This is a genomic window from Cryptosporangium japonicum (genome assembly GCF_039524755.1).
GTDB lineage: Bacteria > Actinomycetota > Actinomycetes > Mycobacteriales > Cryptosporangiaceae > Cryptosporangium > Cryptosporangium japonicum.
This window is the reverse complement of the sequence record NZ_BAAAGX010000007.1, coordinates 273,359-299,932: the sequence shown is the minus strand read 5'-3', so window position 1 is coordinate 299,932 and position 26,574 is coordinate 273,359. Positions and strand designations below refer to the sequence as shown.

Sequence of the window (26,574 nt, the reverse complement as noted above, 5' to 3'; positions counted from 1 at the left end):
CCAGGAGGTCGCATGAGAGTCGGAATCGTGGGCTGCGGGCTGATGGGGTCCGGCATCGCCGAGGTCTGCGCGCTGGCCGACCTGGACGTGGTCGTCGTCGAGACCACCGCCGACGCCCTGGAGCGCGGACGGCAGCGCCTGGCCACCTCGCTGCAGCGCTCGGCGGCGCGGCGCAAGGTCGACGACGCCGCGACCGTGCTGGGGCGCATCCGGTTCACCACCGAGCTGACCGACCTCGCCGACCGCGAGATCGTCATCGAGGCGGTCGCCGAGGACGAGGCGGCCAAGGTCGCGATCTTCGAACAGCTCGACAAGATCGTCGAGTTCCCCGACGCGATCCTGGCGTCGAACACCTCGTCGATCCCGATCATGCGGCTGGGCGTGGCCACGTCCCGCCCCGAGCACGTGGTCGGCATCCACTTCTTCAACCCGGTGCCGGTGCTCAACCTGGTGGAGCTGGTGCCGAGCCTGCTGACCGACCCGGACGTCGCCGACACCGCCCGCGACTTCATCGCCGGTGTGCTGGGCAAACACGTGATCGTCGCGCAGGACCGGGCCGGGTTCATCGTCAACGCGCTGCTCATCCCGTACACGCTCTCCGCGGTGCGGATGATGGAGTCCGGGTTCGCCACCGCGGACGACATCGACCAGGGCATGGTGCGCGGCGCCGCCCACCCGATGGGCCCGCTCGCGCTGTGCGACCTGATCGGGCTCGACACCGTGCACGCCGTCGCCGAGTCGCTCTACGCCGAGTTCAAGGAACCGCTCTACGCCCCGCCGCCGCTGCTGTCGCGCATGGTCGACGCCGGGCTCCTCGGCCGCAAGACCGGCCGGGGTTTCTACGCATACAAGGACACGAAATGACGTTCGACCTGTTCCGGCTGTCCGACGACCACGACGACCTCCGCGCGGCCGTGCGCGACCTGGTCGCCGACAAGATCACGCCGCACGCCGCCGAGGTCGACGCGACCGCGTCGTACCCGCACGAGGCCCAGGCCGCGCTGGTGGCGGGTGACTTCCACGCCGCGCACGTGCCCGAGGAGTACGGCGGCGTCGGCGCGGACGCGCTCGCGGTCTGCCTGATCATCGAGGAGGTCGCGCGCGGCTGCGCGTCCTCGTCGCTGATCCCGGCGGTGAACAAGCTCGGGAGCATGCCGCTGCTGCTGGCGGCGTCCGAGGAGGTCAAGCAGCGCTACCTGCCGCCGCTGGCCCGCGGCGAGGCCGGGTTCTCCTACGCGCTCAGCGAGCGCGAGGCCGGCAGCGACACCGCCTCGATGCGTACCCGCGCCCGCCGCGACGGCGACGAGTGGGTGCTCAACGGAGCCAAGGCCTGGATCACCAACGCCGGGGTCTCGGAGTACTACACCGTGCTCGCGATCACCGACCCGGACGGCCGGCGCGGGGCCAACGCCACCGCGTTCGTCGTCGAGAAGAGCGACGCCGGGGTGACGTTCGGCGCGCCCGAGCGCAAGCTCGGCATCAAGGGGTCCCCGACCCGCGAGGTGCTGCTCGACAACGTCCGGATCCCCGACGACCGGCGGGTCGGCGACGTGGGCGACGGCCTCAAGATCGCGCTGCGCACGCTCGACCACACCCGGGTCACGATCGGCGCGCAGGCCGTCGGCATCGCCCAGGGCGCGCTCGACGTGGCCACCGCCTACGTCCGGGAGCGCAAGCAGTTCGGTAAGCGGGTGGCCGACTTCCAGGCCATCCAGTTCATGCTCGCCGACATGGCGATCAGCCTGGAAGCCGCCCGGCAGCTGGTGTACGTGGCCGCGGCCAAGTCCGAGCGCGGCGACGACGACCTGCCGTTCTTCGGCGCGGCCGCGAAGTGCCAGGCCTCCGACACCGCCATGAGGATCACCACCGACGCGGTGCAGCTGCTCGGCGGCGCCGGGTACACGCAGGACTTCCCGGTGGAGCGGATGATGCGCGACGCGAAGATCACCCAGATCTACGAGGGCACCAACCAGATCCAGCGCCTGGTGGCGGCCCGCTCACTGCTGCGCTGACGTGCGGCGGAGCACCAGCAGTGCGATGTCGTCCTCGCCGCGGCTCTCGGCCAGGACACGCAGCACCCGGTCGCAGTAGCGCTCGAGGTCGTCGTCGACGGGCATGGACAGCGTCCGCAGCTGCTCCATGCCCTCGTCGATGGCCGTGCCGCGCATCTCCACCAGGCCGTCGGTGACCAGCACCAGGCTGCCGCCGTCGGGGATCGTGAACGTCACCTCCGGGCGCCGGAACGGCCCGACCCCGAGGATCGTGCCCCGCACGCCGACGTACTCCGCGCCCGCGGTCGTGGACAGCAGCGGCGGCAGGTGGCCCCCGCTGGCGGCGACCACGGTGCCGGTGGCGGGGTCGACGGTGAGCAGCAGCACGGTGGCCAGCGTCCCCGGGTGGTAGCGGCGCAGCATCGCGTCCAGGCGGGACAGGATCTCGGCCGGGCCGTGCCCGTCGACCGCGTACGCACGCAGCGCGTGGCGCAGCTCGGCCATCACGGTGGCCGCGCGCAGCGAGTGGCCGACGACGTCGCCGATCGCGACCAGCAGGCGGCCGTCGACGTCGGCGATCTCGTAGAAGTCACCGCCGATCTCGGCGGTCGCGATCGCCGGCACGTACCGGAACGCCACCTGGGCGCCACGCACCGCGGGCAGATCGCGGGGGAGCAGGCTGCGCTGGATCGTCAGCGCCACGTCGCGCTCCTCGGCGTAGGAGCGCAACGCGTCGACGGCCAGCGCGGTGGCCTGCCCGAGCTGGCTGAGCAGGTCCCGGTCCTCGTCCTCGTGCGCGGTGCCCGGCCGGAGCAGCGCCACCGCGGTCGGTGCCCGCCGCGGCCGGGCCGGTACCACCGAGGCCAGCCACGGGGTGCCGGGGCCGGTCGGCTCGAGCGCCTGCAGCCAGTGCGGCGGAGGGTCGGTCACGACCTGCACGCCGTCCTCGATCAGCCCGCCGGCCGCCGGGTGACGGTACGCCCGGGAGCGGCCTCCGGACGCCGCCACCGTGATGCCGTCACCGGCGTGGTCGACCGCGCTGGCCACCGCGGGCGCGTCGAACACCGCGGACGCACCGCTCGCCGCCGCGGCCAGCACGTCCTCCACCGACCGCGCGGCGTTGATCGTCAGCGTCGCGGAGGCCAGCAGCGCCAACCGGCGGGCCAGCCGCTCGGCCCGCTGCCGGGCCCGCGAGTACCGCAGCATCGCGTGCGCGGTGGCGACCAGCTCGTCCGGGTCGATCGGCTCGGTCAGGTAGGCGTCGGCGCCCTCGGAGAGGCCCCGGGTGCGGTCGGTGACGTCGACCGACGTGGCCGAGACGAACACGACCGGCACACCGGCCGCCGCCGGGTTGTTCTTGATCCGGTCGCAGACGGTGAAACCGTCCAGGTCCGGCAGGTTGACGTCGAGGAAGACCAGCTCGACGTCGGTGTCGTCCACCCGGGCGAGCGCCTCCGTGCCGGTCGCGGCCTCCACGACCCGGTGCCCGGCGCGCCGCAGCCAGGTGCCGAGGACGTACCGGTTGGCCGCGGCGTCGTCGACGACGAGCACGGTGGCGGCGCGTTCCGGGACGGTCACGAGCGGCGCACCGCGTCAGCCACCGCGGCCACGTCGAGTGCGGTCTTCGACAGCACGGTGACGAGCGGGTCGTCGGTGGGGGTCCAGCTGGTCTCCGAGGTGACGACCACCACCGGGGTCGCGGCCAGCGCCTCCTCGGCCCGCAGTGCGGCCAGGATCTCCTCGCCGCTCACCCCGGGCATCCGCAGGTCGAGGAAGACGACGTGCGGGCGCACCCGCCGGATCACCGGCAGCGCTTCGCGGGCGTCGGCCACCTCGGCGATCTCGCGGTCGTCGCCGTCCAGTTCCTCGAGCGTCGACCGCAGCACCCGCCGGAACGTGGGGTCGTCGTCGACGACGACGATCCGGGTCGGCCCGGACCGTGGCTGTCCGGCCTCACCGGCCGGTCGCTGCGGCGCGCGGGGGAGCACCACGGTCACCGTCGTGCCCTCGTCCGGCACGCTGCGCAGGTCGAGCTCGCCGCCGAGGGCGGCCACCAGCCGGCGGACCAGCGCCAGCCCGAGCCCGGTGCCGCCCACCTGGGCCTGCAGCGCGCCCGGCACCTGGTAGAACTCCTCGAAGATGCGCTCCTGCTGGTCGGCCGCGATGCCGATGCCGGTGTCGGTGACGACGAACGTGATCGTCCCGGCCGCGGCACGCACGTCGAGGCGCACCTCACCGCGCACCGTGTACTTCAGCGCGTTCGTCATCAGGTTACGCAGCACGTGGGTCAGCAGCAGGCCGTCGCTCTGCAGGGCCGGCGGCGGGTCGGGGTCGGCCACCACGAGCGTGACCTCCGCGCGCGCGTTCGCCGGCGCCAGCGCGGCACGGAGCTGCCCGAGCAGCACACGCAGGTCCACCGCCTCCCAGGTCGGCTGGATCCGGGTGGCTTCGGCTTTGGCCAGGTCGAGCAGGTCGTTGACCATCCGCAGCAGATCGGCCGCGGACCGGCCGACGAGCTCGATCTGGTGTTCCTGCTCGGCCGAGAACGGCGGGTCGGCCACCGTGGTCATCACCCGCACCAGCCCGAGGATCGAGTTCACCGGCGCGCGCAGCTCGTGGTTGACGTGCCGGAGGAAGCGGGTCTTGGCGTCGTTGGCCTCGCGCAGCCGCTGGGAGCGGTCCTCGAGCTCGGCGTAGAGCGCCACCACACCCTGGTTGGTGTGCTCCAGCTCCTCGGTCAGCTCGTTGTAGAGGGCCAGCACACCCCGGTTGGTCTCCTCCAGCTCCTCGTTCATGCGGATCTGCGCGTCCCGGTTGCGCTCGGCCTCGTCCAGGGCGGCGAGCAGCTCCTGGTTCTGCCGCCACAGCTCGTCGGCCGGGGTGGTGGGGCGCAACGCGGCCAGCTCGGTCCGGACCCGGGCCGTATCGATCGGTGTCCGCACGGTCTTGACCAGCGTGATCGTCACGTTCGCCGCGTCCTGCTCGACCCGCAGGTCGTCCACCAGCCGGGCCGCGCCGGCCAGCCCGTCCGGACCCGGCCGCTCGCGCGCACCGGCCAGCGCGCGGTCGGTGACGCCGGACAACTCGACGCGTAGCGCGCGCACCGACGCCCGGAACAGCGCGGTCACCGCGGTGGGCTCGGCCAGCAGCACCCGCCCGACCTCGCTCAGCGCCGTCGCCACCCGGGTCTGGTCGGACGAGTCCAGGCCCACCGCCGCCGCGACCGCCCGGCCGCTGTGACGGAGCGCGAAGACGTCCGCTTCGCCGCGCAGGTGCACGCGCAGCACGACGTCGTCGGTCACGGCCGGCTCGTCAGGACGAGGACGCCGGCGTCGTCGCGGCGGGTACCGGCGTCGCGCAGGAGCGCGGCCGCGATCACCAGCGGGTCGTGGCCCGCGAGCCCCCACTGCCCGTCGAACGACCAGCGGGTGCTCAGCCCGTCGGTGTGCAGCACGATCAGCGCGTTGCCCTCGACCGGGTAGTCGAACGACCGGATCGTGCGGGCCTGGTGCCCGGCGATGCCCGGCATCGACGTGACGTGGCGGCTGCGCTCGCCCGACCGCAGCACCGCGCCGGCGACGTTGCCCAGCCCGGCGAACTGCACCAGGCCGCGGGTCTGGTCGAGGCGCACGACGCCCACCGCGGCGCCCCGGGTCGGTCTCAGCTCCCGGTGCAGGCGGGTGACCAGCGCGGTCACGTCCTCGTCGGCGGTCTCGGTGAACACCTCGACGGCGCGCTGGGCCGCGCGGGCGGCCAGCGGGCCGTGCCCGAGGCCGTCGCAGAGCACGGCCACCACGCCGTCCGCGGTGCGCCGGACCGCGTAGGCGTCCCCGCACGCGGTCTCCCCGGCCATCGGCCGCGTGAGCCCGGCCGCGCGGTCCCGGCCGGGCGCCGCCGGTGCGCCGATCCGGGTGATCGGGCGGCGCGGGGCCGCGAACCGCGCGGCGACCACGGTTCCGCGTTCCGGCTGCGACCAGGCGTCGAACGTCGACGCCAGCCGGGTGACCGCGCCGAGCCCCACCCCGAGCGTGCCGCCGGTGGAGTACCCGTCGCGCAGGTGCGCCTCGAAGTCCGCCATGCCCGGGCCGTGGTCCAGCGCGATCACCTCGACGGCCGGCTCGGCGGTGCCGTCGGCCGAGGAGTACGGGCGGGTGAGCCGTAACGCCATCGCGCCGTCGTGGGCGTGCCGGTGCAGGTTGCCGGCCAGTTCGGTGACCGCGATCGCCAGCTCGCCCGAGCGCGCCTCGTCGAAACCGGCCCGGTCCGCCAGCCCGGTGGCCATCCGCCGGGCCGCCCCGACCGCGCTGGTGTCGTCGATCGGGATCCACAGCACCTCGGCGCCGATCAGCGGCTCCACTTGGCCACCGTGATCCGGGTACCCCGGCCGACCTCGGTGTCGAGGTCGAACTCGTCGACGAGACGCCGCGAACCCGACAGCCCGAGGCCCATCCCTCCGCCGGAGGTCCAGCCGTCGGTCATCGCCAGGTCGAGGTCGGCGATGCCGGGCCCCTCGTCGGCGAACACGACCCGCACCCCGCGCCGGGCGCCGTTCTGCACCGCGGTGACCTCGGCGGTCCCGCCCCCGCCGTAGAGCAGGGTGTTGCGGGCCAGCTCGCTGGCCGCGGTGACGAGCTTGGTCTGGTCGATCAGCGACAGCTTGACCGCCACCGCCACCGACCGGACCAGCTGCCGTACCCGCACCACGTCCTCGTCGGACGCGATCGGTTGCCGCTGCGGCTGCCCGGCGGCCGGAAGGGTCACGGCCGGTCTCACCGGCTCTCGGGTGCGTGCAGCGTCGGCGCGATCGACCGGGAGTCCTCGGCGCCGGCCGCCCAGGCCCGGCGCAGTAGCGCCAGACCCTTCTCCAGGTTCAGCGCGGTACGCACCTCGCCCAGCGACAGGCCCAGCTCGACGAGCGTGATCGCCACCGCGGGGCGCATGCCCACCACGACGGTGTCGGCGTCGAGCAGCCGGGACACCGACGCGGTCGTGGCGAGGATCCGGCCGATGAACGAGTCGACGATCTCCAGCGCGGTGATGTCGATGACGACACCGCGCGCCCCGGTCGCGGTGATGCGCTCGGCCAGCGCGTCCTGCATCGCGATCGCGGTCTGGTCGGACAGGTCGACCTGGATCGAGAGCAGCAGGACGTCGTCGAGCTTCAGGATCGGGATGGCGTCCACGTCACGCACCGCTCGCGGCGCGGGCGGCGTCCTGGCGGCGCAGGGCCAGCGACAGCGCGTCGGCCAGGCTGGCCTTGGTCGCGATGTCCCCGAACTCGATGCCGAGCGCCACGATGGTCTGCGCGATCTGCGGCCGGATGCCGGAGATGATCGCCTCGGCGCCCATCAGGCGGGCCGCCATCACGGTCTTGAGCAGGTGCTGGGCGACCTGGGTGTCGACCGCGGGCACGCCGGTGATGTCGATGATCGCGTAGTCGGCGTCGTAGGTGGTGAGCGCCTCGAGTAACTGCTCCATCACGGTCTGCGCCCGCGCGGAGTCGAGCGTGCCGACCAGCGGCACCGCGATGATGCCGTCCCAGAGCCGGACCACCGGCGTCGAGAGCTCCAGGAGCTGCTCGGCCTGCTCGGCGATGATCTGCTCGCGCGCCTGCGAGTACGCCTCGAACGTCTGGAGGCCGAGGTCGTCGATCAGCTCCGAGAACTCGAGGAACCCGCTCAGCGGCAGGTCGTCCCCGATCCGGCGGCTGACGACCTGCTTGAGCGCGAACACGCTCACCGCGGTCTCGCGCGGGGAGAAACCCTGGATCGCGCGGGCGCGCGACAGTTCGCTCAGCAGCGCGCGTAACTCGCCGAACGACGCGGTGTCGACGGCGTCGTCCAGACCGGCCCGCAGGGCCCGGTAGAGATCGGCCAGCTCGGAGCGCACCTCGGCGCGGCTGACGCGGCCGCGGAGGCTGTCGGCGACGATCGCGGTCCACTCGTCGACAATGCCCTCCGGGTCGCCCGCGAGGACGGGCACGAGGCCCTGCGGCGAGTGGGTCTGGGACATCCGTGAGCTCCGATCCGGTGAGGTACCGGCCGCCCGGTGACGACGGCCCCGGCAACTATGACAGAGGGCGGCACGGTGCCGGTCGAGACCGTCCGTTCGTAGGTGACCGACGACTCACCGTGGTCGCCGCCGGTCTGCTCGTGGTGCTGGTCCGGGAGCGGCGCCGTCTGATCTACTGGGCGGTAACCGTCGTCGCCCCGAGGAGCCCGCGTGCGCGCAGTGCAGATCACCAGCCTCAACGGTCCGGCCGCACTCGAGGTGGTAACGGTCGACGAGCCGGCCGCCGGGCCCGAGGACGTCGTCATCGACGTGCACGTCGCCGGCGTCACGTTCCCCGAGGTGCTGCAGAGCCGCGGCGAGTACCAGCTGAAGCCGCCGTTGCCGTTCGTGCCCGGCTCGGAGGTCGCCGGCGTCGTCCGCTCCGGCCCCGGGTTCGCGCCCGGGCAGCGCGTCGCCGCGTTCCCCGCCCTGGGGGGCTTCGCCGAGGTGGTCACCGCGCGCCCGGCGCAGGTGTTCCCGCTGCCCGACGCGGTGTCGTTCGAGGCCGGCGCGGCGCTGCCGATGAACTACCTCACGGTGCACTTCGGACTGGTGCGGCGCGGGCAGCTGCGCGCGGGCGAGACCGTGCTGGTGCACGGCGCCGCCGGTGGGGTCGGCACGGCGGCGGTGCAGCTGGCGTCGGCCCTCGGCGCGCGGGTGATCGCGGTCGTCTCGACCAAGGACAAGATCGACACGGCCCGTGCGGCCGGTGCCGACGAGGTGATCCTCGCCGACGGGTTCAAGGACGCGGCCAAGGAGCTCACCGGTGGCCACGGCGTCGACCTCGTGGTGGACCCGGTCGGCGGCGACCGCTTCACCGACTCGCTGCGCAGCCTCGCGCGCGAGGGCCGGCTGCTGGTCATCGGCTTCACCGGCGGGGAGATCCCGCAGGTCAAGGTCAACCGCCTGCTGCTCAACAACATCAGTGTGGTCGGCGTCGGCTGGGGCGCGTTCTGGGTGCCGCAGCCGGAGTACCTGCAGGAGCAGTGGGCCGACCTGGCGCCGCTGCTGGCGGCGGGCAAGCTCGAGCCGGTGCTCGGCCGCTCGTTCCCGCTGGAGGAGGCGGGCCGGGCCCTGCTTGAACTCGACGAGCGCCGCGCCACCGGCAAGGTGCTGCTGGCGGTTCGCTAGCGCTCCGGGTGGCGGCGGGTTCCCGCCGACGGGTCGGACGACTCCCGCACCACCAGCCGGGGCGGGAGCAGCACCCGGGCCGCGGGGCTCCCGGGGGCCTTGACGCGGTCGAGCACCAGCCGCACGGCCTCGCGGCCCATCGTGTCGAGCGGGCTGACGATGCTGGTCAGCGCGGGTGACACGTCGGCGGCGATCGAGATGTCGTTGAAGCCGACCACCGCCACCTCGCGGCCGACCGCGACGCCCAGGTCGCGCAGCGCGCCCATCGCACCGATCGCGGCCATGTCGTTGACCACGAACACCGCGGTGGGCCCGTCGCCGGCGGCGAACATCGCGCGGGCCGCGACGTAGCCGGCCTCGGGGTCGAAGCCGGAGTGGACGATCCGGTGCGCGGCCACCGTGATGCCCCGCTCGCGCAGCGCGTCCAGGCATCCCGCGGTGCGGTCGACCCCGGTGGAGGCGTACGGCCGGCCGGCCAGCACGGCGACGTCCCGGTGGCCGAGGTCGGCGAGGTGGTTGCCGGCCAGCCGGCCACCCTCGTAGTCGTCGCAGGTGGCCGAGGGGTAACGCGGATGGCGCCGGCTGAACAGCGCGAACGGCACGCCGCGCGCGGCCAGTTCGTCGAGGAACGGGTCGTCGAGCTGGGCGTCGCCGAACAACAGCGCGTCGACGCCGCGCTGGAGGAGCTTCTCGGCCCGCAGGCGCTGCTGCCGCGGATCGTCCATCGTGTTCGCGACGACCGACTGGTACCCGGCGTCGGCCGCGCCGGCGTCGATGCCCTCGTAGATCGTGCTCAGCACGATGTCGGTCAGGCGCGGGACGAGCACCCCGAGGGTGTAGGTGCGGTTGGTGCGCAGGCTGGCCGCGAACAGGTTGGGTTCGTACTCCAGGTCGGCCGCGACCTCCAGCACCCGGATCGCTTTCGGGGTGTCGACCCGGCCGCCGGTGCGGGCCCGTTCGAGCACCCGCGACGCGGTCGAGAGGGCCACGCCCGCCTCGCGCGCGATGTCCTCGAGCGTGGCCGGTCGTTCCCGACCGGTGTCGGTCCCCACAGAATGTCACTCCCCGTGCTGGCTCGGGTCTCGTCCGAGAGCCTTCACCGCCGCACGGAAGGCCCGGGTGGCGGCGGCGGCGTCTCGGCCGGCCAGACAATTATGGAGCAACAGCCTCGCCTGGGCGGCGGACAGGTCACCGGCCTCGAGGACGCCGATCGACGCCAGATCGGTGCCGCCGCCCGGTCCGCCGTAGACGACCCGGGTGCCGCCGGAGGGAACCCGGGTCGCGACGACCACGACGACGCCGTCCGCGACCAGGTCCCGGATCGCCCCCGCGGCCGCGGCCGGCACGTGCCCCAGCCCGAAGCCCTCGACGACCAGACCGCGGGCACCGGTCGCGGCGGCCACGGCACGCACGACCGCCGGTGACATGCCGGTGTAGGCCTGCACGATCGGGACGGTGTCGGGTTCGGCGCGGGCCGGGCGGTCCGACCAGCGGGGGAGCGGCCGGTCGTCGGTGCGCCGGACGGTCCCGTCGGCCGCGATCGTGGCCAGCGGGCCCGCCGGTCCTCCGAACGCGTCCGGGCGCGCGGTGTGCCACTTGCGGACCGCGCGGGCGGCGTGCACCTCGCCCCGCAGGCAGACCAGCGCGCCCAGCCCGCGCAGCTCCGGCGCGGCGGCCGCCCGGAGTGCCGCGGCGAGGTTGCCCGGTCCGTCGGCGTCGGGGTCGTCGGCGCTGCGCATCGCGGCCGTGAACACGACCGGGGCGGCCGCGTCCGTCGTCACGTCGACGTAGAACGCGGTCTCCTCCAGGGTGTCGGTGCCGTGCGTCACGACGATCCCGTCGACGCCCGGGTCCGCGGCGAGCCGGCGCACCGCGGCCGCGACCCGTTCCATCAGGTCCAGGTCGACGTTCCAGCTGTTGACCCGGCTCAGCTCCTCGACCGGCCCGATCTCGACGCCGGGCAGCGGACCGAGCGCGCCGAGGAGCCGGGCGACCGGGACGGACGCGCGGACCCCGGCCACCCCGGCCGACCGCACCGACGCGATCGTCCCGCCGGTGGAGAGGACGGCGACCCGCGCGCTACACACCGAGGTGCCGTTCGATCTCCCCGGACGCGGCGAGTTCGTCGGGCGTGCCACCGGCCACGATCGTGCCGCCCTCCAGGATCAGGCAGCGGCTCGCCATCCGGGCCACCATCGGCACGTTCTGCTCGACGACGACCGTCGTCAGCCCTTCGGCGCGGTTGATCGCACGCAGGTGGTCGGCGATCTGGCGGACCAGCACCGGCATGATCCCGTCGGACGGCTCGTCCAGCAGCAGGATCCGCGGCTCGGCCATCAGCGCGCGCGCGATCGCGAGCATCTGCTGCTCGCCGCCGCTCATCGTGCCCGCGCGCTGCCGCGGACGTTCGGCCAGCCGCGGGAAGTACTCCAACACCTGCCGGTGACGGTCCTCGGTGACCCGCGTACCGGCCGCGAGCCGCCCGAGCCGGAGGTTCTCGGTGACGCTCAGGTCGCCGAACACGCCCCGGCCCTGGGGCACGACCGCGATGCCGTGCCGGCTGCGGACGTGCGCCGGCGCCTTGGTGAGGTCGACGCCGGCCACCCGCAGCCGGCCGCCGCGGGGCCGGAGCAGCCCGGCCAGCACCCGGATCAGCGTGCTCTTGCCCATGCCGTTGCGGCCCAGCACCCCGAGGATCTCGCCGTCGGCGACGCTCAGCGACACCCCCTGCAGCACGACGCCGCGCCCGTAGCCCGCGACGACGTCGGTGACCTCCAGCATCAGCTGTGCTCCTCTCCCAGGTAGACGGCGCGGACCTGCTCGTCGGCCTCCACCGCCGACATCGGACCCTCGGCGATCACCCGCCCCAGGTGCAGCACGGTGACCGGGCAGTCCAGCGACCGGACGAACGCCATGTCGTGCTCGATCACGATCGCGGCCACGCCGTGGTCGGCCACCAGGCGCGCGATCAGCGCCGACGTGCCGGACGTCTCGTCGGCCGTCATGCCCGCGGTCGGTTCGTCGAGCAGCAGCACCTCGGCCCGGCGGGCCACCAGCATGCCGATCTCCAGCCACTGCGTCCGGCCGTGGGGCAGGTGCGCGGCCGGTGCGCCGAGCGCGTCGGTGAGGCCGACCTGCCCGGCGACCTCCTCGACCGCGGCGCGGGCCCGGCGACGTCGGGCGCCGGTGGCCAGCACCGGCACCAGCAGGTTCTCCGCGACGCTCAGCTCCGGGTAGAACGAGGGCCGCTGGAACTTGCGCACGATCCCGGCGCGCGCGACCCGGTGCACCGGCCAGCCGGTGATGTCGCGGTCGTGGAAGCGGATCGTGCCGGAGTCCGGGCGGGTGTGGCCGGAGAGCATCGACAGGAACGTCGACTTGCCGGCCCCGTTCGGCCCGACGACGCAGCGCACCGCGCCGCCGGGCAGCGTCAGCGAGACGTCGGTGGCCGCGCGGACCCCGCCGAACGACTTCGACACCTGGTCAACGACGAGCATGACGACGCTCACCCACCATCAGCAGCGAACCGACGACACCGCGCCGGAAGAACACGATGACCAGCACGAACAACACGCCCAGCAGCAGCTGCCAGTACTCCGGGACGACCGAGTTGAGCGCGTTGCTCAGCGCGGAGATCCCGATCGCGCCCACCAGCGCGGCGAGGAACGAGTTCCGCCCGCCGACCGCCACCCAGACGACGACGGTGGTGGAGAACAGCACACCGCCGAGGCTCGGCGACACGAAGCCGGCGTCGGTGGCGTAGAGCGCGCCGGCCACCGCCGCCACCGCGCCGGACAACGCGAACGCGGCCGTCTTGTAGAGCGCGGTGGGGTACCCGAGCGCCTGCGTCCGGTCCTCGTTCTCGCGGATGCTCACCAGCACCCGGCCGAACGCGGACGCCTGCACCAGCCGGGCCCCGACGTAGCTGGCCAGCGTGACCGCGAAGGCCAGGTAGTACATCGACAGGTCACCGGAGAGCGAGAGCGGCCCGAAGCTCACCCGGGGCACGAACATGCCGTTGAACCCGCCGGTGAGCCCGGACTGCGCGTTCGCGACCACGTACACGATCGTGGAGAGCGCGAGCGTCACCAGGACGAAGTACGAGTCGCGGACGTTCGCGCTGAACAGGAACCAGCCGACCGCCCCGGCCACCCCGGCGCCGAGCACGACGGCCAGCAGCAGCCCCAGCCACGGCGAGTCCAGCTCCCGCACGGTGATGCCGAGCGCGTAGGCGCCGAGCGCGAAGAACGCGCCCTGCCCGAAGCTCACCATCCCGCCGAGGCCCCAGAGCAGGCAGAGCGTCAGCGCGAGGACGCCGTACAGCATGTACTGCGCCAGGATGAACACGGTGTAGCCGCTGATCAGGTACGGAACGTAGAAGAGCGCGACGAAGACCGGCACGGCCAGCAGCGTCTCCGGGCCCGGGCGCCTCACGCGCGCACCGCCGTGCGTCCGATCAGGCCGGTGGGCCGGGCCCGCAACGCGATCACCGCGAGCGCGAACACGACGGTCTGCGCGAACACCTGCGGCGAGAACACCGAGAACACCACGGTGCCGCCGGCGATCAGGGCCGAGCCGACGACGGTGCCGCCGACGATCGCGCCCAGCCCGCCGACCGTCACGACGAAGAACGCCCGGACCAGCCACAGCGTCCCCAGGTCGGGCTCGATGCTGAACAGCGGCGCGATCAGCGCGCCGGCCAGCCCCGCCAGCGCGGAACCCGCGACGAACACACCGCGGTAGAGGCGCGGCGCGTCGACGCCCAGCATCTGCGCCATCTCCCGGTTGCCGATCATCGCGCGCACCCGCAGTCCCACGTCGGTCCGGTACAGCACGGCACCGGCGGCGGTCAGCAGCAGCACCGAGATCACGCACACCACGGCCTCGTACCGGCCGATACCGGCACCGCCGATCGCGATGCTGCCCGGCAGCGGGTTCGGCACGCTCTTGAGCGTCGAGCCCCACACCACCTTGATCAGCTCGGTGACGACGAGGTAGAAGCCCCAGCTGATCAGCAGCGTGTCGAACAGCCGCCCGTAGAAGTGCCGGATCACCAGGTACTCGAAGACGAACCCGACCGCGGCGACGCCGACCGCGGCTCCGGCGACGGCGAGCGGGAACGGCCATCCGGCGCCGGTCAGGCTCCAAGCCAGGTAGGCGCCGAGCGCGAGCATCGCGCCGTGGCCCATGTTGATCACCCGGACCAGGCCGAACACGACGGCCAGGCCGAGCGAGACGAGTGCGAGAACCAGCGTCGAGGTCGTCAGGTCGATGCCGGTGGCGAGCAGGCGGTCCACGTCAGCTCTTCGCCAGCGGGAGCGTCTCGCACTGCGCGGTCGCGGGCTCGACCTTCGCGACCTGGTGCACGACCGTGAACATGTCGTCCGGCCCGGTCCAGCCCGGCCGCACCTGCGCCAGATAGGACGGCAGGACGGCCTGGTGGTCCAGCGCGCGCATCGTCACCGGGCCCTGCGGGGCGCCGTCGAACGTCAGGCCCTCGAGCGCGCGGCGGACCTCGTCGGTGCCGACCGACCCGGCCTTCTCGATCGCCAGCGCGGCCAGGTGCGCCGCGTTGTACATCGCGACGCCGACCGTGCTCATGATGACGTCGGGGTACTTCTTCGTCACCGCGGCGCGGAACTTCCGGTTGTTGGGGGTGTCGATCGACCAGAAGTAGTCGAAGCTCACGTAGTCCCCGGCGGTGGCGTCCGGCCCGACGCCGGTCGTCGCGGCCTCCTCGTCGTCGACGGTCCAGACCACGAGGTCCTTCTTCGCGCCGGAGGCGGCCAGCTGGCGCCGGAAGTTCACGGTGTCGGAGCCGGTGAGCGAGAGGAAGACGACCTGGGCTCGCGCGCGGCGGATCTGGTCGATGACCGCGCCGTACTGCGGGGTGTTGAACGGGACGTAGACCTCGCCGACGACCGAGCCGCCCAGTTCGGTGAGCTTCTGCTTGGTGAGCCGGTTGGTCTCGCGCGGCCAGACGTAGTCCGAGCCGATCAGGAAGAACTTCCCGCCGTGCTTCTTCACGACGTACTCCAGGTGCGGCCAGACCTGTTCGGTGGGTTCCGGCCCGAACATGAAGACGTTGGGGTTGCAGACGCCGGGGTGGTACTGCTGGCTCTGGCCCTCGTAGAACGTCGGGTAGAGCAGCAGCTTGTCGGCGTTCGTGGCCACCGGCCCGGCGGCGTTGCGCTCGGCGCTGGAGAACGTTCCGGCCAGGAAGTCGACGCGTTCCTCGCGCACCAGGCGGTTGGCCTGCTCGGTGACGACCTGGGGCTCGGTCTTGGTGTCGGCGAGCACCACCTCCCACCGGCGCCCGAGCGTGCCGCCGGCGGCGTTGATCTCGTCGACCGCGAGCCGGAAACCGGCCGAGTGGGCCTTGCCGTAGACGGTCCAGGCCCCGGAGAGCGGGGACAGGACGCCGACCTTGATCGGCCCGGAACTGCTGCCGGTCGACGTCGACTTCGGAGCGCAGGCGGTGAGCAGGGAGGGGGCGGCGAGGGCGCTCGCCCCGGCCAGGCCCGCTTTCAGCAGGGCACGACGGGAGAAACCGGTGGACACGGGGATGCCTCCTGGGCACGGCTCGGAGCGCCGCGGCGGGGGATCCGCGGCGTACAGCAGGTGGGGTCAGACGTCGGAGCGGTAGGCCTCCGGGCGCCGATCCCGGATCGGGTCGTTGAAGTCGTTCCAGGCCCGCGCCGCACGCGCGGCGTTCAGGTCGAGGTCCGCGTAGAGGATCTGCTCGTCCTCCGCGGACGCCGGGCCGGCCAGCGGCCAGCCGGTGTAGCTGACGATGACGCTCTGCCCGATGAACGGCTGTCCCCGCTCGACGCCGACCCGGTCGGCCGCGGCGACGTACACCGAGTTGCTGTGGGCGTTGGCCTGGGCGAGGACGGTGGCCATCGCCGGTGACCCGTCGGCCTGGCCCGGGATCGGCACCCAGTTCGTGGGGACGCAGATCAGGTCCGCGCCCTGGAGCGCGCAGGAGCGGTACGACTCGGGGAACCAGCCGTCGTAACAGACGAACGTGGCGATCCGGCCGAACGGGGTGTCGAAGACCGGGAAGCCGAGGTCACCCGGGGTGAAGAAGAGGTTCTCGCGGTTCCACAGGTGCACCTTGCGGAACGTGCCGAGGTGACCGCCGGGTCCGATGACGACGCTGGAGTTGTAGAGGGTGTCCCCGACCCGTTCGGCGATCCCGGCGACCAGGTACGTGTCGTTGTCCCGGCAGAACGCGCTCCAGGCGGTGGTGGAGGGCCCGTCCGGGACGGCTTCGGCGGCGTTCCGGGCCTCCGCGACGGTGGCGAAGGCGTAGCCGGAGACGCAGAGTTCGGGCAGCACGAGGAGGTTCGCTCCCGCGTCCGCGGCCGTGGTGCACAGCTCGAGGGTTCGCCGGAGGTTGTTCCCGGGGTGCCCGATGTCGGGTCTCATCTGCAGGCAGGCGATCCGGAGTGTGCCGTCGTCGGTCATGATCACATCCCATCGCGGAATCGTTTCCTGACAGTAGGGGAAACGTTTCCGTTTGGTCAACGGGTGGAGCGGCGGTTCGGACCGTCGAGCGGGTCCTAGACGGTGACGACGTCCACGCCGGCCGCGCGGAGGGACGCGAGCTGCGCGGAGTCGGCGTCGCGGTCGGTGACCACCTGGTCGATGCTGGCCAGCGGCGTGATCTGCGCGAACCGCACCACGCCGAGCTTGGAGTGGTCGGCCAGCACCACCGCCCGTGACGCCCGCTGCAGGAACGCCCGGTCGGTCTGGGCCTCCATCTCGTCGTACGTGGTGCACCCGTGTTCGGCGGTGAGCCCGTCGACGCCGATGAACGCCATGTCCAGGTGGTAGTTCGCGAGCATCGCCTCGGCGGCCGGGCCGACCAGTTCCGCCGACGGGCGGGCGACGCCGCCGATCACCACCAGGTGCACCCCGGGGCGCCCGATCAGCTCGGCGCCGATGTTCACCGCGTTCGTGACGATCGCGATGTTGCGCCGGTCGGCGAGCGCGCGGGCGAGTTCGAGCATCGTCGTGCCGCCGGTCATCCCGATCACGGCCCCGTCGGGGATGCTCGCCGCCGCGGCCAGCCCGATCCGGCCCTTCTCGGTGTGGCGTCGCACGGCTTTGATCTGGGTCGGGAGTTCCCCGTCGAGGTCGTTGGCGACGGCGCCGCCGTGGGTGCGCACGAGCAGCCCGCTGCGGCTGAGGGACTGCAGGTCGCGTCGGATCGTCGCCTCGGACACCCCCAGCGTGCCCGCGAGATCGCTCACGTCGACGCTGCGGGTGTCGTTGACCCGTTCCAGGATCGCGTTGAGCCGGGGTGTCTTCCGCACGTCGACACTGTAAAACGAATGACCGGCTCTGCGCATTCGTGCAACCAAAGTTGCGCACTTCTGTGCGGACGCGCGTGATCGTTGACCCGAAGCTGCATCCGGGCGTACGTTCTGGCTCCATCGCGCAGGTTCGCGCAGGTCAGATTGCGCATCCGAACAAGAAACCCCCGGAGGCATCATGCGTAGGTCGTTCACCCGTCGCGCCGGTCGGTGGCGGGCGCCGACGCTGGCCGCCGTGCTGAGCCTGACGGTCCTGGCGACGGCGGCCTGCGGCGGCGGCGCCAACGCCCCGTCGGACAAGGACACCGACGTCACGATCACGGTCGCGCTGGCCGCCGACCCGCCGCCGAAGGCTGCTCTCGACCAGTTCAAGCAGGAGACCGGCATCACGGTCAACTGGGTGAACATCGACTGGGACAGCCTGCAGACCAAGATCTCCGCCGCGGCCACGGCCAAGACCTACTTCGCCGACGCGACGAACGTCGACTGGTCGCGGGTCGGCGAGCTGGGCAAGCTCGGCTGGTACTACCCGATGGACGACTACGTCGACATCGCCTCGATGAAGGCCGACGTGCCGCAGCTGGCGTCGTTCACCTACGACGGCAAGGTCGTCGGCGTGCCCTACGACGCGTCGTTCATGGTGACGACGGTGAACACCGAGCTGTTCACGAAAGCCGGCGCCGACCCCGCGCCGAAGACGATGGACGAGTACACCGCGGCGCTGAAGAAGATCAAGTCGTCCGGCACCGTGAAGTACCCGCTGAACATCCCGTTCGCGGCGGCCGAGGGCCTCTCCACCTACTGGTACGAGACCACCAACGCGTTCGGCGGCACGATCCTCGACGGCAAGGGCAAGCCGCAGTTCTCCGACCCGGGGTCCCCGGGGTACAAGGCCGCGCAGTGGATGGTCGACGCGCTCAAGAGCGGCCTGGTCCCGCCGGGCAACATCAACGTCACCGACAGCCAGGGTGAGCAGACGCTGATGGCCCGCGGCACCGTGGCCAGCATCTTCTCCGACTACTCGGGCCTGGTCGGCACGCTCTACAACGTGCCGGACTCCTCGTCGGTCGTGAACAAGGTCGCCTACCTCCCGACGCCCGGCGTGACCGGACCGGCCGCGAACCTGTCCAACCCCGACGGCGTCGGCATCATGAAAACGGCCAAGTACCCGAAGGCCGCGGCCAAGTTCATCGACTGGTTCACCCAGTCCGACCGGCAGGCGGAGTTCGCCGGCCTGAACGGCCCGGAGAAGGCGTGGGCGTCCTACGCGCTGCCCTCGCACCTCTCGGCGGTGGAGAAGCTCGCCAGCGACGGCAAGCTGATCGGCGGCACCGAGCTGGCCGCGCTGCTCAAGACGTCCAAGCCGGTGTTCCCCGAGGGCGCCCCGGCCTGGTACTCGAAGTTCTCCAACGCCGTCTACACGCACCTGCACGCCGCGGCCGCCGGCTCGGAGACCGTGGAGCAGGCGATCAAGGCGATGAGCGACACCGCCGACGACCTCTCCAACGGTTCCTGATGACGATGACGAAAGCCCCGGAGGCGGCGAAAGCCGCCCCCGGGGGCCGTCCCCGACCGAAACGCCGGTTCGACGTCCTGCCCTACGTGCTGGTCACGCCGGTCACGGTGTTCATCATCGCGCTCGCGCTGGTGCCGGCCGCGTTCACGATCATCCAGGCGTTCTTCCGGGTCGACGCGCTCGACCCGCCGACCCGCTTCGACGGGCTCGGCAACTTCCGGCGGATGTTCTCCAACGACGCGATCGTCGGCAGCATCGGCAACACCGGGCTCTACGTCGTCATCGGCGTGACGCTCTCCACGCTGCTCGGCATCGGGATGGCGGTGCTGCTGCAGCGCCCGTTCCGGGGCCGCAGCGTCGTGATCGCGGTGCTGATCCTGCCGTGGGCGCTGCCGGGGGTCGTCGAGGGCATCCTGTGGACCGGCATCTTCGACCCCAACTCCGGGCTGATCGCCAGCGTGATGCGTACGTTCGGCGCGGACGAGGGCGCGGTGCTGCTGGGGCAGAACAAGCTGCTGACGATCGTGCTGATCGAGCTCGTGCAGGTCTGGCAGATCACACCGCTCTCGGCGCTGCTGATCCTCGCGTCGCTCCAGCTGATCCCGGACGAGCTCTACGAGGCCGCGGTCATCGACGGCGCGTCGACGTGGCGGTCGTTCTGGCACCTGACGCTGCCGATGGCCCGGCCGGGAATCGCGGTGTCGATGGTGCAGGCCGTCATCGCCACGCTCAACGTGTTCGACCAGCCGTTCGTGCTCAACGGAGCGGCGACGACCGGCGCGTCGGTGACCATGCAGACCTACTACGTCAGTTTCCAGAACCTGGACTTCGGCCAGGGATACGCGCTCTCGCTGCTGATCACGATCACCACGCTGGTGATCTCGCTGGGCGTGGTGCGCGCGGTGTACCGGAGGGTCGAGCTGTGATGAGGCGGATCGGGATCTTCCTGGTCGTCGTGTGGTCGGTGCTGCCGATCTACTGGGCGTTCAAGACCAGCATCCAGACCGAGGGCGACGCGCGTGACGGGCAGTACCTCCCGCTGCGCCCGACGCTGGACAACTACACGTCGCTGCTCTCGGGCGACAGCGACACCGCGAGCGGCATCCGGTCGTCGCTGCTCAACATCATCATCGAGTGCGGCGCGGCGACGATCGTCACGGTCGTGCTGGCGGCGCTGGCCGCCTACGCGTTCGCCCGGATGACGTTCCGCGGGCACACGATCCTGTTCTACGGCGTGCTGCTGACGATGGCGTTCCCCGCGTACACCACGCTGATCCCCCTGTACCGGATCATGTCCGAGGCGTACCTGGTGAACACCTACACCGGCGTCGTGCTCGTCTACGTGTCGGGCTTCCTGCCGCTGGCCACCTGGGTGCTGCACAACTACTTCTCCGGTCTGCCGTCCTCGATCGAGGAAGCGGGCCTGATCGACGGCGCGAACCGGCTGCAGGTGTTCTGGCACCTGGTACTGCCGCTCGCGCGGCCCGGCATCATCTCGACCGCGCTGATCACGTTCCTCTTCGCCTGGGCGCAGTTCCTGTTCCCGCTGGTGCTGACCACCGACACGTCCACCCAGCCGCTGACCGTCGTCATCGCGTCGCTGCAGGGCCGGCACGTCGTCCCGACCACGCTGCTCAGCGCGGCCGGCATGATCGCGATCGCGGTGCCCACGGTGGTGGCGCTGGTGTTCAACCGGTACATCGTCAACGGCCTGCTGGCCGGCAGCACGAAGTGAGCATCGTCCTGATCGGTGCGGGCAGCACCGTGTTCACCCCCGGCCTGCTGACCGACCTGGCGTCGAACCCCGCGTTCGCCGGGTGGACCGTGCACCTGGTCGACCTGGACGCCGACGCCGCCGCGACGATGGCCCGCCTCGGGACGCGGATCGCGTCGGCGGCCGGCGCGGACCTGCGGTTCGAGGCCCACACCGACCGGCGGGCCGCGTTGCCCGGGGCCCGGTTCGTGGCCACCACGATCGCGGTCGGCGGCGCCGAGGGATGGAACGCCGACCTGGTGGTGCCGGAGAAACACGGGGTCACCCAGACCGTCGGCGACTCGGTCGGGCCCGGGGGAGTGCTCCGCGCGCTGCGCCACGTACCGGCCCTGGTGGACATCGCCGCGGACGTGGCCGACCTCGCACCGGGCGCGCTGATCGTCAACTACAGCAATCCGTTGACGGCCAACGTGCGCGGCATCCACCGGGCGACCGGGGACCGGCACGTCGCCGAGTTCTTCCCGTGGTACCTGCGCGGGAACGACACCCCGCCGGGGCGGGACGAGACCCTCCGCTACATCGGCGAGAAGACGTCGCTCTGGGAGCGGCTGCACGACCAGGCCGAGGGACGTGCGCCACTCGATCCCACCCGTGACCAGGAGGCGGAGCGGCTCGTGGCGATCCTGGCATCGATCATTACCGGGCGGGAGAGCGTCGAGCTCGCCGTGAACCTGCCGAACGAAGGGAAGATTCCGAACGTGCCGTCGAGTGCTGTCGTCGAGGTACCGGCCGTGGTGAGCGCGGCCGGGGTGAACGGGGTGGTCGTCGGGGCGCTCCCGCCCGCGATCGCGGCGGTGCTCACCGCGAGAGCCGAGCAGCAGGAGCTCACGGTGTCGGCCGCGCTGGCCGGCGACCGGACGCTCGCGCTCCAGGCGCTGGCCCTCGATCCGCTGGTGGGTGGTCCGGCGACCGCCACCGCGATCCTGGACGACGCCGTCGTCGCCCACGCCCCGCTGCTCGACGGGTTCGCGGCATGAGCGGCGCCGACGCGACCACCAGGGAGATCTGGCAGCAGCCGTCGCTCTGGCGTGAGGTCGTCACCGACTCGGCGGACGGGTTCCTGCGGCCGCTGCTCGAGAACCCGGGCCTGCGCATCGTCCTGACCGGCGCCGGCACCTCGGCGTTCGCCGGCGGCCTGCTCGCCTCGGCGCTGGGACGCCACCTCCGCCGCCGGGTCGACGCGGTGGCCACCACGGACATCGTCTCGAATCCCGCCGACCACTTCGCCGAGGACTCGCCGACGCTGCTGGTGTCGTTCGCCCGCTCCGGGGACAGCCCGGAGAGCGCCGCGGCCACCGCGCTGGCCGATCAGTGCCTGAGCACCGTCCACCACCTGATCATCACCTGCAACGCGGACGGGCGGCTGGCCCGCGAGCACGGGGTGCGCGAGCGCTCGCACGTCCTGCTGATGCCGGCCGCGTCGAACGACCGCAGCTTCGCGATGACGTCCAGCTACACCTGCATGGTGCTGGCCGCCTGGTCCGCGCTCGGCGGCGGCGCCGACGTCGACGCGCTGGCCGACGCGGCCGAGCAGATGCTCAAGGACCGCGACGCCGACACCCGCGAGCTCGCCACCCGCGGGTACCGGCGGATCGTCTACTTGGGCAGCGGGCCGCTGCAGAGCCTCGCGCGCGAGTCGGCGCTCAAGGTGCTGGAGCTGACCGCGGGCGACGTCGTCGCCTACGCCGACAGCGCGCTGGGCTTCCGGCACGGCCCCAAGTCCGTGCTCGACGAGAAGACGCTCGCCGTGGTGTACGTGTCCGACGACCCGTACACCCGCCGCTACGACGAGGACATCGCGCTCGAACTGCGTGCGGCACTCGGCGAGGAGCACGTGCGGATCGTGGCCGGGCGTCCCAGCGAGCGCCTCGGCTCGGCCGGGGTCTGGTACGTCGACGGGCTGGCCGGCGCGCCGGACGTCGTCCTCTCGTTGCCGTTCGTGGTGGTGGCGCAGCAGCTCGCGCTGCGGTTCTCGCTCGCGCTGGGGCACACGCCGGACAACCCGTTCCCGTCCGGTGAGGTGAACCGCGTGGTGCAAGGCGTGACGATCTACCCGCGAACCGGGTAATCTGCGCGCCCATGGCGCGGGAGTACACCGTCGAACTGCCCACCCACTCCGTCGGTGTCCTCGAGTGGGGACCGGAGGACGGCGAACCGCTGATCGCCCTGCACGGCTTCCCCGACACGGCCTGGACGTGGCGCACCGTCGCGCCGCTCCTGGCCGCGGAGGGCTACCGGGTGGCCGCGCCGTTCCTCCGGGGCTACGCGCCGTCCGGCACGCCCGGGGACTACTCCGTCCGCGCGCTGGCCGCCGACGCGATCGCCCTCCACGACCGGCTCGGCGCCACCGCGCTGATCGGCCACGACTGGGGTGCGATCGTGGCGACCACGCTGGCCGGCGACCCCGCGAACCCCTATCCGCGGCTGGCCGCGCTGGCCGTCCCGCCGCTGGCCTACCTCAACCCCGGAAGGGCCACCTGGCGACCGTGGCTCGGCGCGACGCTCCGCCAGCCGCGGAAGTCCTGGTACATCGCCTACCACCAGCTTCCGGGCCGGTCCGAGCGTCACTTCGAGCGGCTGGTCCGCCGCCTCTGGCGGGACTGGTCCCCGGGCTACGACGCCACCGACGACCTCGAGCACCTGAAACGGGCCGTCCCCGACCGGGCCCACGCCACGGCCGTGATCGACTACTACCGCTCCCGCGACCTGCGCCCCGCGTTCGCCGCACCGCGGACCCCGCTGCTCTACCTCCACGGCGCGAACGACGGCGCACTGGACCGGCGCTACTTCGACGTGGCCGCACCCCGGTTCACGCCGCCGTCGCGCGCGGTCCTGATCCCCGGCGCGGGTCACTTCCTGCACCTGGAGCAGCCCGCGACGGTGGCCGCGCTGCTCACCGGGTGGCTCCGCACCTCGTCCGGCGAAGGCGGTATGTGAACCTTGGCCCATGGAACTCGCCCGCACAGGCCCCGGTGAGGGGTCCACGCCTCCCCGCGCCCGCCTGAACTCCTCAGCGCCGCGCCAGAGCTTGAACGGAACCTGGGAGTTCCGCCTCGACCAGGGCGAGTGGACGACGATCCCGGTTCCCTCGCACTGGGTGCTGGAGGGCCACGGCAAGCCCGCCTACACGAACGTCCGCTACCCGTTCGCGATCGACCCGCCGCACCCGCCGGACGAGAACCCGATCGGCGACTACCGCCTCACCTTCGACGCCGCCGACGCCTTCCTCGACGGTGCCGTCCTGCGGTTCGACGGCATCGAGTCCGCCGCCGAGATCCGGCTCAACGGGCAGCTGCTCGGCACCACCCGCGGCAGCCGCCTCACCCACGAGTTCGCGGCCGACCTCCGCGCGACCGGCAACGTCCTCGAGGTCCGCGTCGCCCAGTTCTCCGACGCCAGCTACCTCGAAGACCAGGACATGTGGTGGCTGCCGGGCATCTTCCGTGACGTCGACCTCGTCGCGACCCCGGCCGGCGGACTCCGCGACGTGTTCGCGGTCGCCGACTTCGACCCCGGGGCGCGCACCGGCACGGTCACGATCCGGACGTCGGCGCCGGCGCGCCTGCGGATCCCGGAACTCGGCGTCGACCGGGACGTCCACGACTCGGTCGTGCCCGTCGGCACCGTCGACCCCTGGTCCGCGGAGACGCCCCGCCTGTACGCGGCGACCGTCTCCACCGACGTCGAGGAGATCAGCCTCCGGCTCGGCTTCCGGCGTGTCGAGGTCCGGGACTCGGTCCTGACGCTCAACGGCAACCCGATCCAGTTTCGCGGCGTCAACCGCCACGAACACCACCCCGAGCGCGGCCGCGTCGTCTCCCTCGCGGACGCCCGCGCCGAGCTGGAACTGATGAAGCGTCACCACGTCAACGCGGTACGCACCTCGCACTACCCGCCGGCCCCCGGGTTCCTCGACCTCACCGACGAGCTCGGCTTCTACGTGATCCTCGAGTGCGACCTGGAGACCCACGGGTTCGTCGAGGTCGGCTGGCGCGGCAACCCGAGCGACGACCCGGCCTGGCAGGGCGCGTACCTCGACCGCATGCAGCGCACGGTGCACCGCGACAAGAACCACGCCAGCGTCGTCATCTGGTCGCTCGGCAACGAGTCGGGCACCGGCACGAACCTCGAGGCGATGGCCGCCTGGACCCGCGCCTTCGACCCGTCGCGCCTCATCCACTACGAGCACGACTGGGCCAGCACCTACGTCGACCTGTACTCGCGCATGTACGCCTCGCACGAGGAGGTGAAGCAGATCGGCGAGGAGGTGCTCACCCCGCCGCCGTTCGACGCCACCCCGGCCGAGCTCCACCGCCGCGCGCTGCCGTTCATCCAGTGCGAGTACGCGCACGCGATGGGCAACGGCCCCGGCGGCCTCGAGGAGTACCAGGACCTGTTCGACCGCTACCCCCGCCTCGCCGGCGGTTTCATCTGGGAGTGGGTCGAGCACGGCCTGGCCGTCACCACCGACGGCCGGCGGGAGATCCGCTACGGCGGCGACTTCGGCGAGGACGTCCACGACGGCAACTTCGTCACCGACGGCCTGGTCAGCGCCGACCGCGAGGTGCGCCCCGGCCTCACCGCGCTCGCGCACTGGTACGCGCCGGTGCGCATCGAGGTCACCGGGTCCACGATCCGGATCCGCAACCGCTACGACCACCGCGACCTCGGCCACGTCACGTTCCGCTGGCGCACCGAGTCCGCCGACGGCGTCCTCGACGTGCCCCCGGCCGCCCCCGGCCGGACCGTCGAGGTCCCGCTCCCGCCGCGGGCTTCCGGCCCGCTGGTGACGGTGGAAGCCGTCGCCGACGACGAGCACGTGCTCGGAAGCGGGCAACTGACGCGCTTCGCGCCCACCGCCCGTCCGGCGCCCACGACCCTCCCCGACCGCGCGGCCTTCGACCCGGCGTCGATGCGCCTGCGCACGCTGGGCGGCCTCGCCCTCGACGGGCCGATGGTGAGCCTCTGGCGCGCCCCCACCGACAACGACCGCTACCCCGGCTGGGACGAGCCCGACCTCCCGCCGTACGCCGAACGCTGGACCGAGGCCGGCATCGACCGGCTCCGCACCCGCCTGGTGTCGGCCGACGAGGTCGACGGGGCGCTCCGGACCGTGCACCGCTCGGCGCCACCCGGGCGCGATTTCGCGGTCGACTCGGAGTTCCGCTGGCACCAGGTGTCGCCGGACGCGCTGCTGCTCGACGTGGTCGTGACCCCGCGGGGACCGTGGCCGGTCGAGTGGGCGCGCCTGGGCCTCGATCTGGTGGTACCGGGGGCGCCGGCCGGGTTGGACTGGTCCGGGCTCGGTCCCGGGCCCGCGTACCCGGACCTCGCCGCGGGAGTGCGCTACGGCTCGTGGCACGCCGAGGCGGCGGAGTTGTCCACGCCGTACGTGCGCCCGCAGGAGAGCGGCGCCCGGCGGGGTGTGCGTTCCGCGGTGGTGACGACGTCGGCGGGGCAGTTGCGGGTGACGGTGGTCGGGGAGGACGAGATCGCGGTGACGGTCTCACCCTGGAGTCGAGCGTTGATCGCGTCGACGTTGCACCACCACGAACTAGTGGCGGACGGGCGGACGTACGTGTCGTTGGATCTGGCGCAGTCGGGGGTGGGGACGGCGGCGTGCGGGCCGGGGGTGCTCCAGCGCTACCGCCTGCCCGCCCGGCTGGCGCGGGTGTCTCTGCTCCTGGAGGCGAGCGCGGTCTGAGGGGTGCCCTACCGGCGTGGCACGGTCGGTGCCACGCCGGTAGGGCCGGTCGGCTAGGTCCCGGTGGAGTGGGGTGCGGCGCTCGA

At 72.5% G+C, this 26,574-nt stretch carries 25 protein-coding genes; 10 read left to right on the top strand and 15 right to left on the bottom strand.

The window, feature by feature from the left end:
* The first annotated feature begins 12 nt into the window (after positions 1-12).
* Both ABD437_RS09870 and ABD437_RS09865 read left to right on the top strand, forming a co-directional pair.
* A complete protein-coding gene (locus tag ABD437_RS09870; protein ID WP_344648463.1) occupies positions 13-864 on the top strand; it encodes a 3-hydroxybutyryl-CoA dehydrogenase in 852 nt (283 codons plus the stop codon).
* On the top strand, positions 861-2,012 hold the full coding sequence (locus ABD437_RS09865; RefSeq protein WP_344648462.1) for an acyl-CoA dehydrogenase family protein: 1,152 nt from the start codon (positions 861-863) through the stop codon (positions 2,010-2,012). Before ABD437_RS09870 ends, ABD437_RS09865 begins: the two co-directional genes overlap by 4 nt.
* Here the strand turns inward: ABD437_RS09865 and ABD437_RS09860 are convergent.
* The 6 genes from ABD437_RS09860 to ABD437_RS09835 are packed head-to-tail and all read right to left on the bottom strand — an operon-like array spanning position 1,998 to position 8,003.
* On the bottom strand, positions 1,998-3,569 hold the full coding sequence (locus ABD437_RS09860; RefSeq protein WP_344648461.1) for a SpoIIE family protein phosphatase: 1,572 nt from the start codon (positions 3,567-3,569) through the stop codon (positions 1,998-2,000). The genes ABD437_RS09865 and ABD437_RS09860 overlap by 15 nt on opposite strands.
* Positions 3,566-5,293, bottom strand: coding sequence for an ATP-binding protein (locus tag ABD437_RS09855; RefSeq protein WP_344648460.1), 1,728 nt, complete (start codon positions 5,291-5,293; stop codon positions 3,566-3,568). Before ABD437_RS09855 ends, ABD437_RS09860 begins: the two co-directional genes overlap by 4 nt.
* Positions 5,290-6,348, bottom strand: coding sequence for an ATP-binding protein (locus tag ABD437_RS09850; RefSeq protein WP_344648459.1), 1,059 nt, complete (start codon positions 6,346-6,348; stop codon positions 5,290-5,292). Before ABD437_RS09850 ends, ABD437_RS09855 begins: the two co-directional genes overlap by 4 nt.
* On the bottom strand, positions 6,336-6,752 hold the full coding sequence (locus ABD437_RS09845) for an anti-sigma regulatory factor (protein ID WP_344648458.1): 417 nt from the start codon (positions 6,750-6,752) through the stop codon (positions 6,336-6,338). The genes ABD437_RS09850 and ABD437_RS09845 overlap by 13 nt, the downstream gene beginning before the upstream one ends.
* Positions 6,753-6,760: 8 nt before the next feature.
* Complete coding sequence (locus ABD437_RS09840; RefSeq protein ID WP_344648457.1) at positions 6,761-7,174, bottom strand: STAS domain-containing protein; 414 nt, start codon at positions 7,172-7,174, stop codon at positions 6,761-6,763.
* Between the two features lies 1 nt (position 7,175).
* On the bottom strand, positions 7,176-8,003 hold the full coding sequence (locus ABD437_RS09835; protein WP_344648456.1) for an STAS domain-containing protein: 828 nt from the start codon (positions 8,001-8,003) through the stop codon (positions 7,176-7,178).
* Between the two features lie 210 nt (positions 8,004-8,213).
* Between ABD437_RS09835 and ABD437_RS09830 the strand changes: the two genes are divergently transcribed.
* Positions 8,214-9,173, top strand: coding sequence for an NADPH:quinone oxidoreductase family protein (locus ABD437_RS09830; protein WP_344648455.1), 960 nt, complete (start codon positions 8,214-8,216; stop codon positions 9,171-9,173).
* On the opposite strand, the gene ABD437_RS09825 is transcribed toward ABD437_RS09830, so the two are convergent.
* The 9 genes from ABD437_RS09825 to ABD437_RS09785 form a co-directional block, all read right to left on the bottom strand.
* Complete coding sequence (locus ABD437_RS09825; RefSeq protein WP_344648454.1) at positions 9,170-10,225, bottom strand: LacI family DNA-binding transcriptional regulator; 1,056 nt, start codon at positions 10,223-10,225, stop codon at positions 9,170-9,172. The genes ABD437_RS09830 and ABD437_RS09825 overlap by 4 nt on opposite strands.
* Before the next feature lie 6 nt (positions 10,226-10,231).
* Positions 10,232-11,260 (bottom strand): asparaginase, encoded by a 1,029-nt coding sequence (locus ABD437_RS09820; protein ID WP_344648453.1) that lies wholly within the window; start codon positions 11,258-11,260, stop codon positions 10,232-10,234.
* Positions 11,253-11,954 (bottom strand): ABC transporter ATP-binding protein, encoded by a 702-nt coding sequence (locus ABD437_RS09815; protein ID WP_344648452.1) that lies wholly within the window; start codon positions 11,952-11,954, stop codon positions 11,253-11,255. Before ABD437_RS09815 ends, ABD437_RS09820 begins: the two co-directional genes overlap by 8 nt.
* Positions 11,954-12,670 carry an ATP-binding cassette domain-containing protein gene (locus ABD437_RS09810; protein WP_344648451.1) on the bottom strand — a complete coding sequence of 239 codons (717 nt, stop codon included), beginning with the start codon at positions 12,668-12,670 and terminating at the stop codon, positions 11,954-11,956. Before ABD437_RS09810 ends, ABD437_RS09815 begins: the two co-directional genes overlap by 1 nt.
* Complete coding sequence (locus ABD437_RS09805; RefSeq protein ID WP_344648450.1) at positions 12,657-13,607, bottom strand: branched-chain amino acid ABC transporter permease; 951 nt, start codon at positions 13,605-13,607, stop codon at positions 12,657-12,659. The genes ABD437_RS09810 and ABD437_RS09805 overlap by 14 nt, the downstream gene beginning before the upstream one ends.
* Positions 13,604-14,470 (bottom strand): branched-chain amino acid ABC transporter permease, encoded by an 867-nt coding sequence (locus ABD437_RS09800; protein WP_344648449.1) that lies wholly within the window; start codon positions 14,468-14,470, stop codon positions 13,604-13,606. Before ABD437_RS09800 ends, ABD437_RS09805 begins: the two co-directional genes overlap by 4 nt.
* A 1-nt stretch (position 14,471) precedes the next feature.
* The gene (locus ABD437_RS09795) at positions 14,472-15,734 is read right to left on the bottom strand and encodes a substrate-binding protein (RefSeq protein WP_344648448.1); all 1,263 of its coding nucleotides are present in this window, start codon (positions 15,732-15,734) and stop codon (positions 14,472-14,474) included.
* Positions 15,735-15,800: 66 nt separating this feature from the next.
* Positions 15,801-16,643: a nitrilase family protein gene (locus ABD437_RS09790; RefSeq protein WP_344648447.1), complete on the bottom strand. Its 843-nt coding sequence runs from the start codon at positions 16,641-16,643 to the stop codon at positions 15,801-15,803.
* A 95-nt stretch (positions 16,644-16,738) separates the two neighbouring features.
* Positions 16,739-17,494 carry a DeoR/GlpR family DNA-binding transcription regulator gene (locus tag ABD437_RS09785; RefSeq protein WP_344648446.1) on the bottom strand — a complete coding sequence of 252 codons (756 nt, stop codon included), beginning with the start codon at positions 17,492-17,494 and terminating at the stop codon, positions 16,739-16,741.
* 178 nt (positions 17,495-17,672) lie between these two features.
* Between ABD437_RS09785 and ABD437_RS09780 the strand changes: the two genes are divergently transcribed.
* The 7 genes from ABD437_RS09780 (at position 17,673) to ABD437_RS09750 (ending at position 26,488) form a co-directional block, all read left to right on the top strand.
* Entirely contained in the window at positions 17,673-19,010 is a 1,338-nt protein-coding gene (locus ABD437_RS09780; protein WP_344648445.1) for an ABC transporter substrate-binding protein, read from the top strand.
* On the top strand, positions 19,010-19,936 hold the full coding sequence (locus tag ABD437_RS09775) for a carbohydrate ABC transporter permease (protein WP_344648444.1): 927 nt from the start codon (positions 19,010-19,012) through the stop codon (positions 19,934-19,936). Before ABD437_RS09780 ends, ABD437_RS09775 begins: the two co-directional genes overlap by 1 nt.
* A complete protein-coding gene (locus tag ABD437_RS09770; protein WP_344648443.1) occupies positions 19,936-20,745 on the top strand; it encodes a carbohydrate ABC transporter permease in 810 nt (269 codons plus the stop codon). The genes ABD437_RS09775 and ABD437_RS09770 overlap by 1 nt, the downstream gene beginning before the upstream one ends.
* On the top strand, positions 20,742-21,761 hold the full coding sequence (locus ABD437_RS09765) for a family 4 glycosyl hydrolase (RefSeq protein WP_344648442.1): 1,020 nt from the start codon (positions 20,742-20,744) through the stop codon (positions 21,759-21,761). The genes ABD437_RS09770 and ABD437_RS09765 overlap by 4 nt, the downstream gene beginning before the upstream one ends.
* Positions 21,758-22,852 (top strand): SIS domain-containing protein, encoded by a 1,095-nt coding sequence (locus ABD437_RS09760; protein WP_344648441.1) that lies wholly within the window; start codon positions 21,758-21,760, stop codon positions 22,850-22,852. The genes ABD437_RS09765 and ABD437_RS09760 overlap by 4 nt, the downstream gene beginning before the upstream one ends.
* An 11-nt stretch (positions 22,853-22,863) precedes the next feature.
* Positions 22,864-23,721 carry an alpha/beta fold hydrolase gene (locus tag ABD437_RS09755; RefSeq protein WP_344648440.1) on the top strand — a complete coding sequence of 286 codons (858 nt, stop codon included), beginning with the start codon at positions 22,864-22,866 and terminating at the stop codon, positions 23,719-23,721.
* Between the two features lie 91 nt (positions 23,722-23,812).
* Positions 23,813-26,488, top strand: a complete 2,676-nt coding sequence (locus ABD437_RS09750; protein WP_344648439.1) for a glycoside hydrolase family 2 TIM barrel-domain containing protein — start codon at positions 23,813-23,815, stop codon at positions 26,486-26,488.
* Positions 26,489-26,574 lie beyond the last annotated feature (86 nt).

Bases quoted from the DNA above. Each gene is read 5' to 3' on its own strand.
- ABD437_RS09760 (WP_344648441.1), top strand. From the start codon at position 21,758: ATGAGCGGCGCCGACGCGACCACCAGGGAGATCTGGCAGCAGCCGTCG.
- ABD437_RS09865 (WP_344648462.1), top strand. From the start codon at position 861: ATGACGTTCGACCTGTTCCGGCTGTCCGACGACCACGACGACCTCCGC.
- ABD437_RS09870 (WP_344648463.1), top strand. From the start codon at position 13: ATGAGAGTCGGAATCGTGGGCTGCGGGCTGATGGGGTCCGGCATCGCC.
- ABD437_RS09810 (WP_344648451.1), bottom strand. From the start codon at position 12,670: ATGCTCGTCGTTGACCAGGTGTCGAAGTCGTTCGGCGGGGTCCGCGCG.
- ABD437_RS09835 (WP_344648456.1), bottom strand. From the start codon at position 8,003: ATGTCCCAGACCCACTCGCCGCAGGGCCTCGTGCCCGTCCTCGCGGGC.
- ABD437_RS09780 (WP_344648445.1), top strand. From the start codon at position 17,673: ATGCGTAGGTCGTTCACCCGTCGCGCCGGTCGGTGGCGGGCGCCGACG.
- ABD437_RS09755 (WP_344648440.1), top strand. From the start codon at position 22,864: ATGGCGCGGGAGTACACCGTCGAACTGCCCACCCACTCCGTCGGTGTC.
- ABD437_RS09815 (WP_344648452.1), bottom strand. From the start codon at position 11,954: ATGCTGGAGGTCACCGACGTCGTCGCGGGCTACGGGCGCGGCGTCGTG.
- ABD437_RS09775 (WP_344648444.1), top strand. From the start codon at position 19,010: ATGACGATGACGAAAGCCCCGGAGGCGGCGAAAGCCGCCCCCGGGGGC.
- ABD437_RS09790 (WP_344648447.1), bottom strand. From the start codon at position 16,643: ATGACCGACGACGGCACACTCCGGATCGCCTGCCTGCAGATGAGACCC.
- ABD437_RS09770 (WP_344648443.1), top strand. From the start codon at position 19,936: ATGAGGCGGATCGGGATCTTCCTGGTCGTCGTGTGGTCGGTGCTGCCG.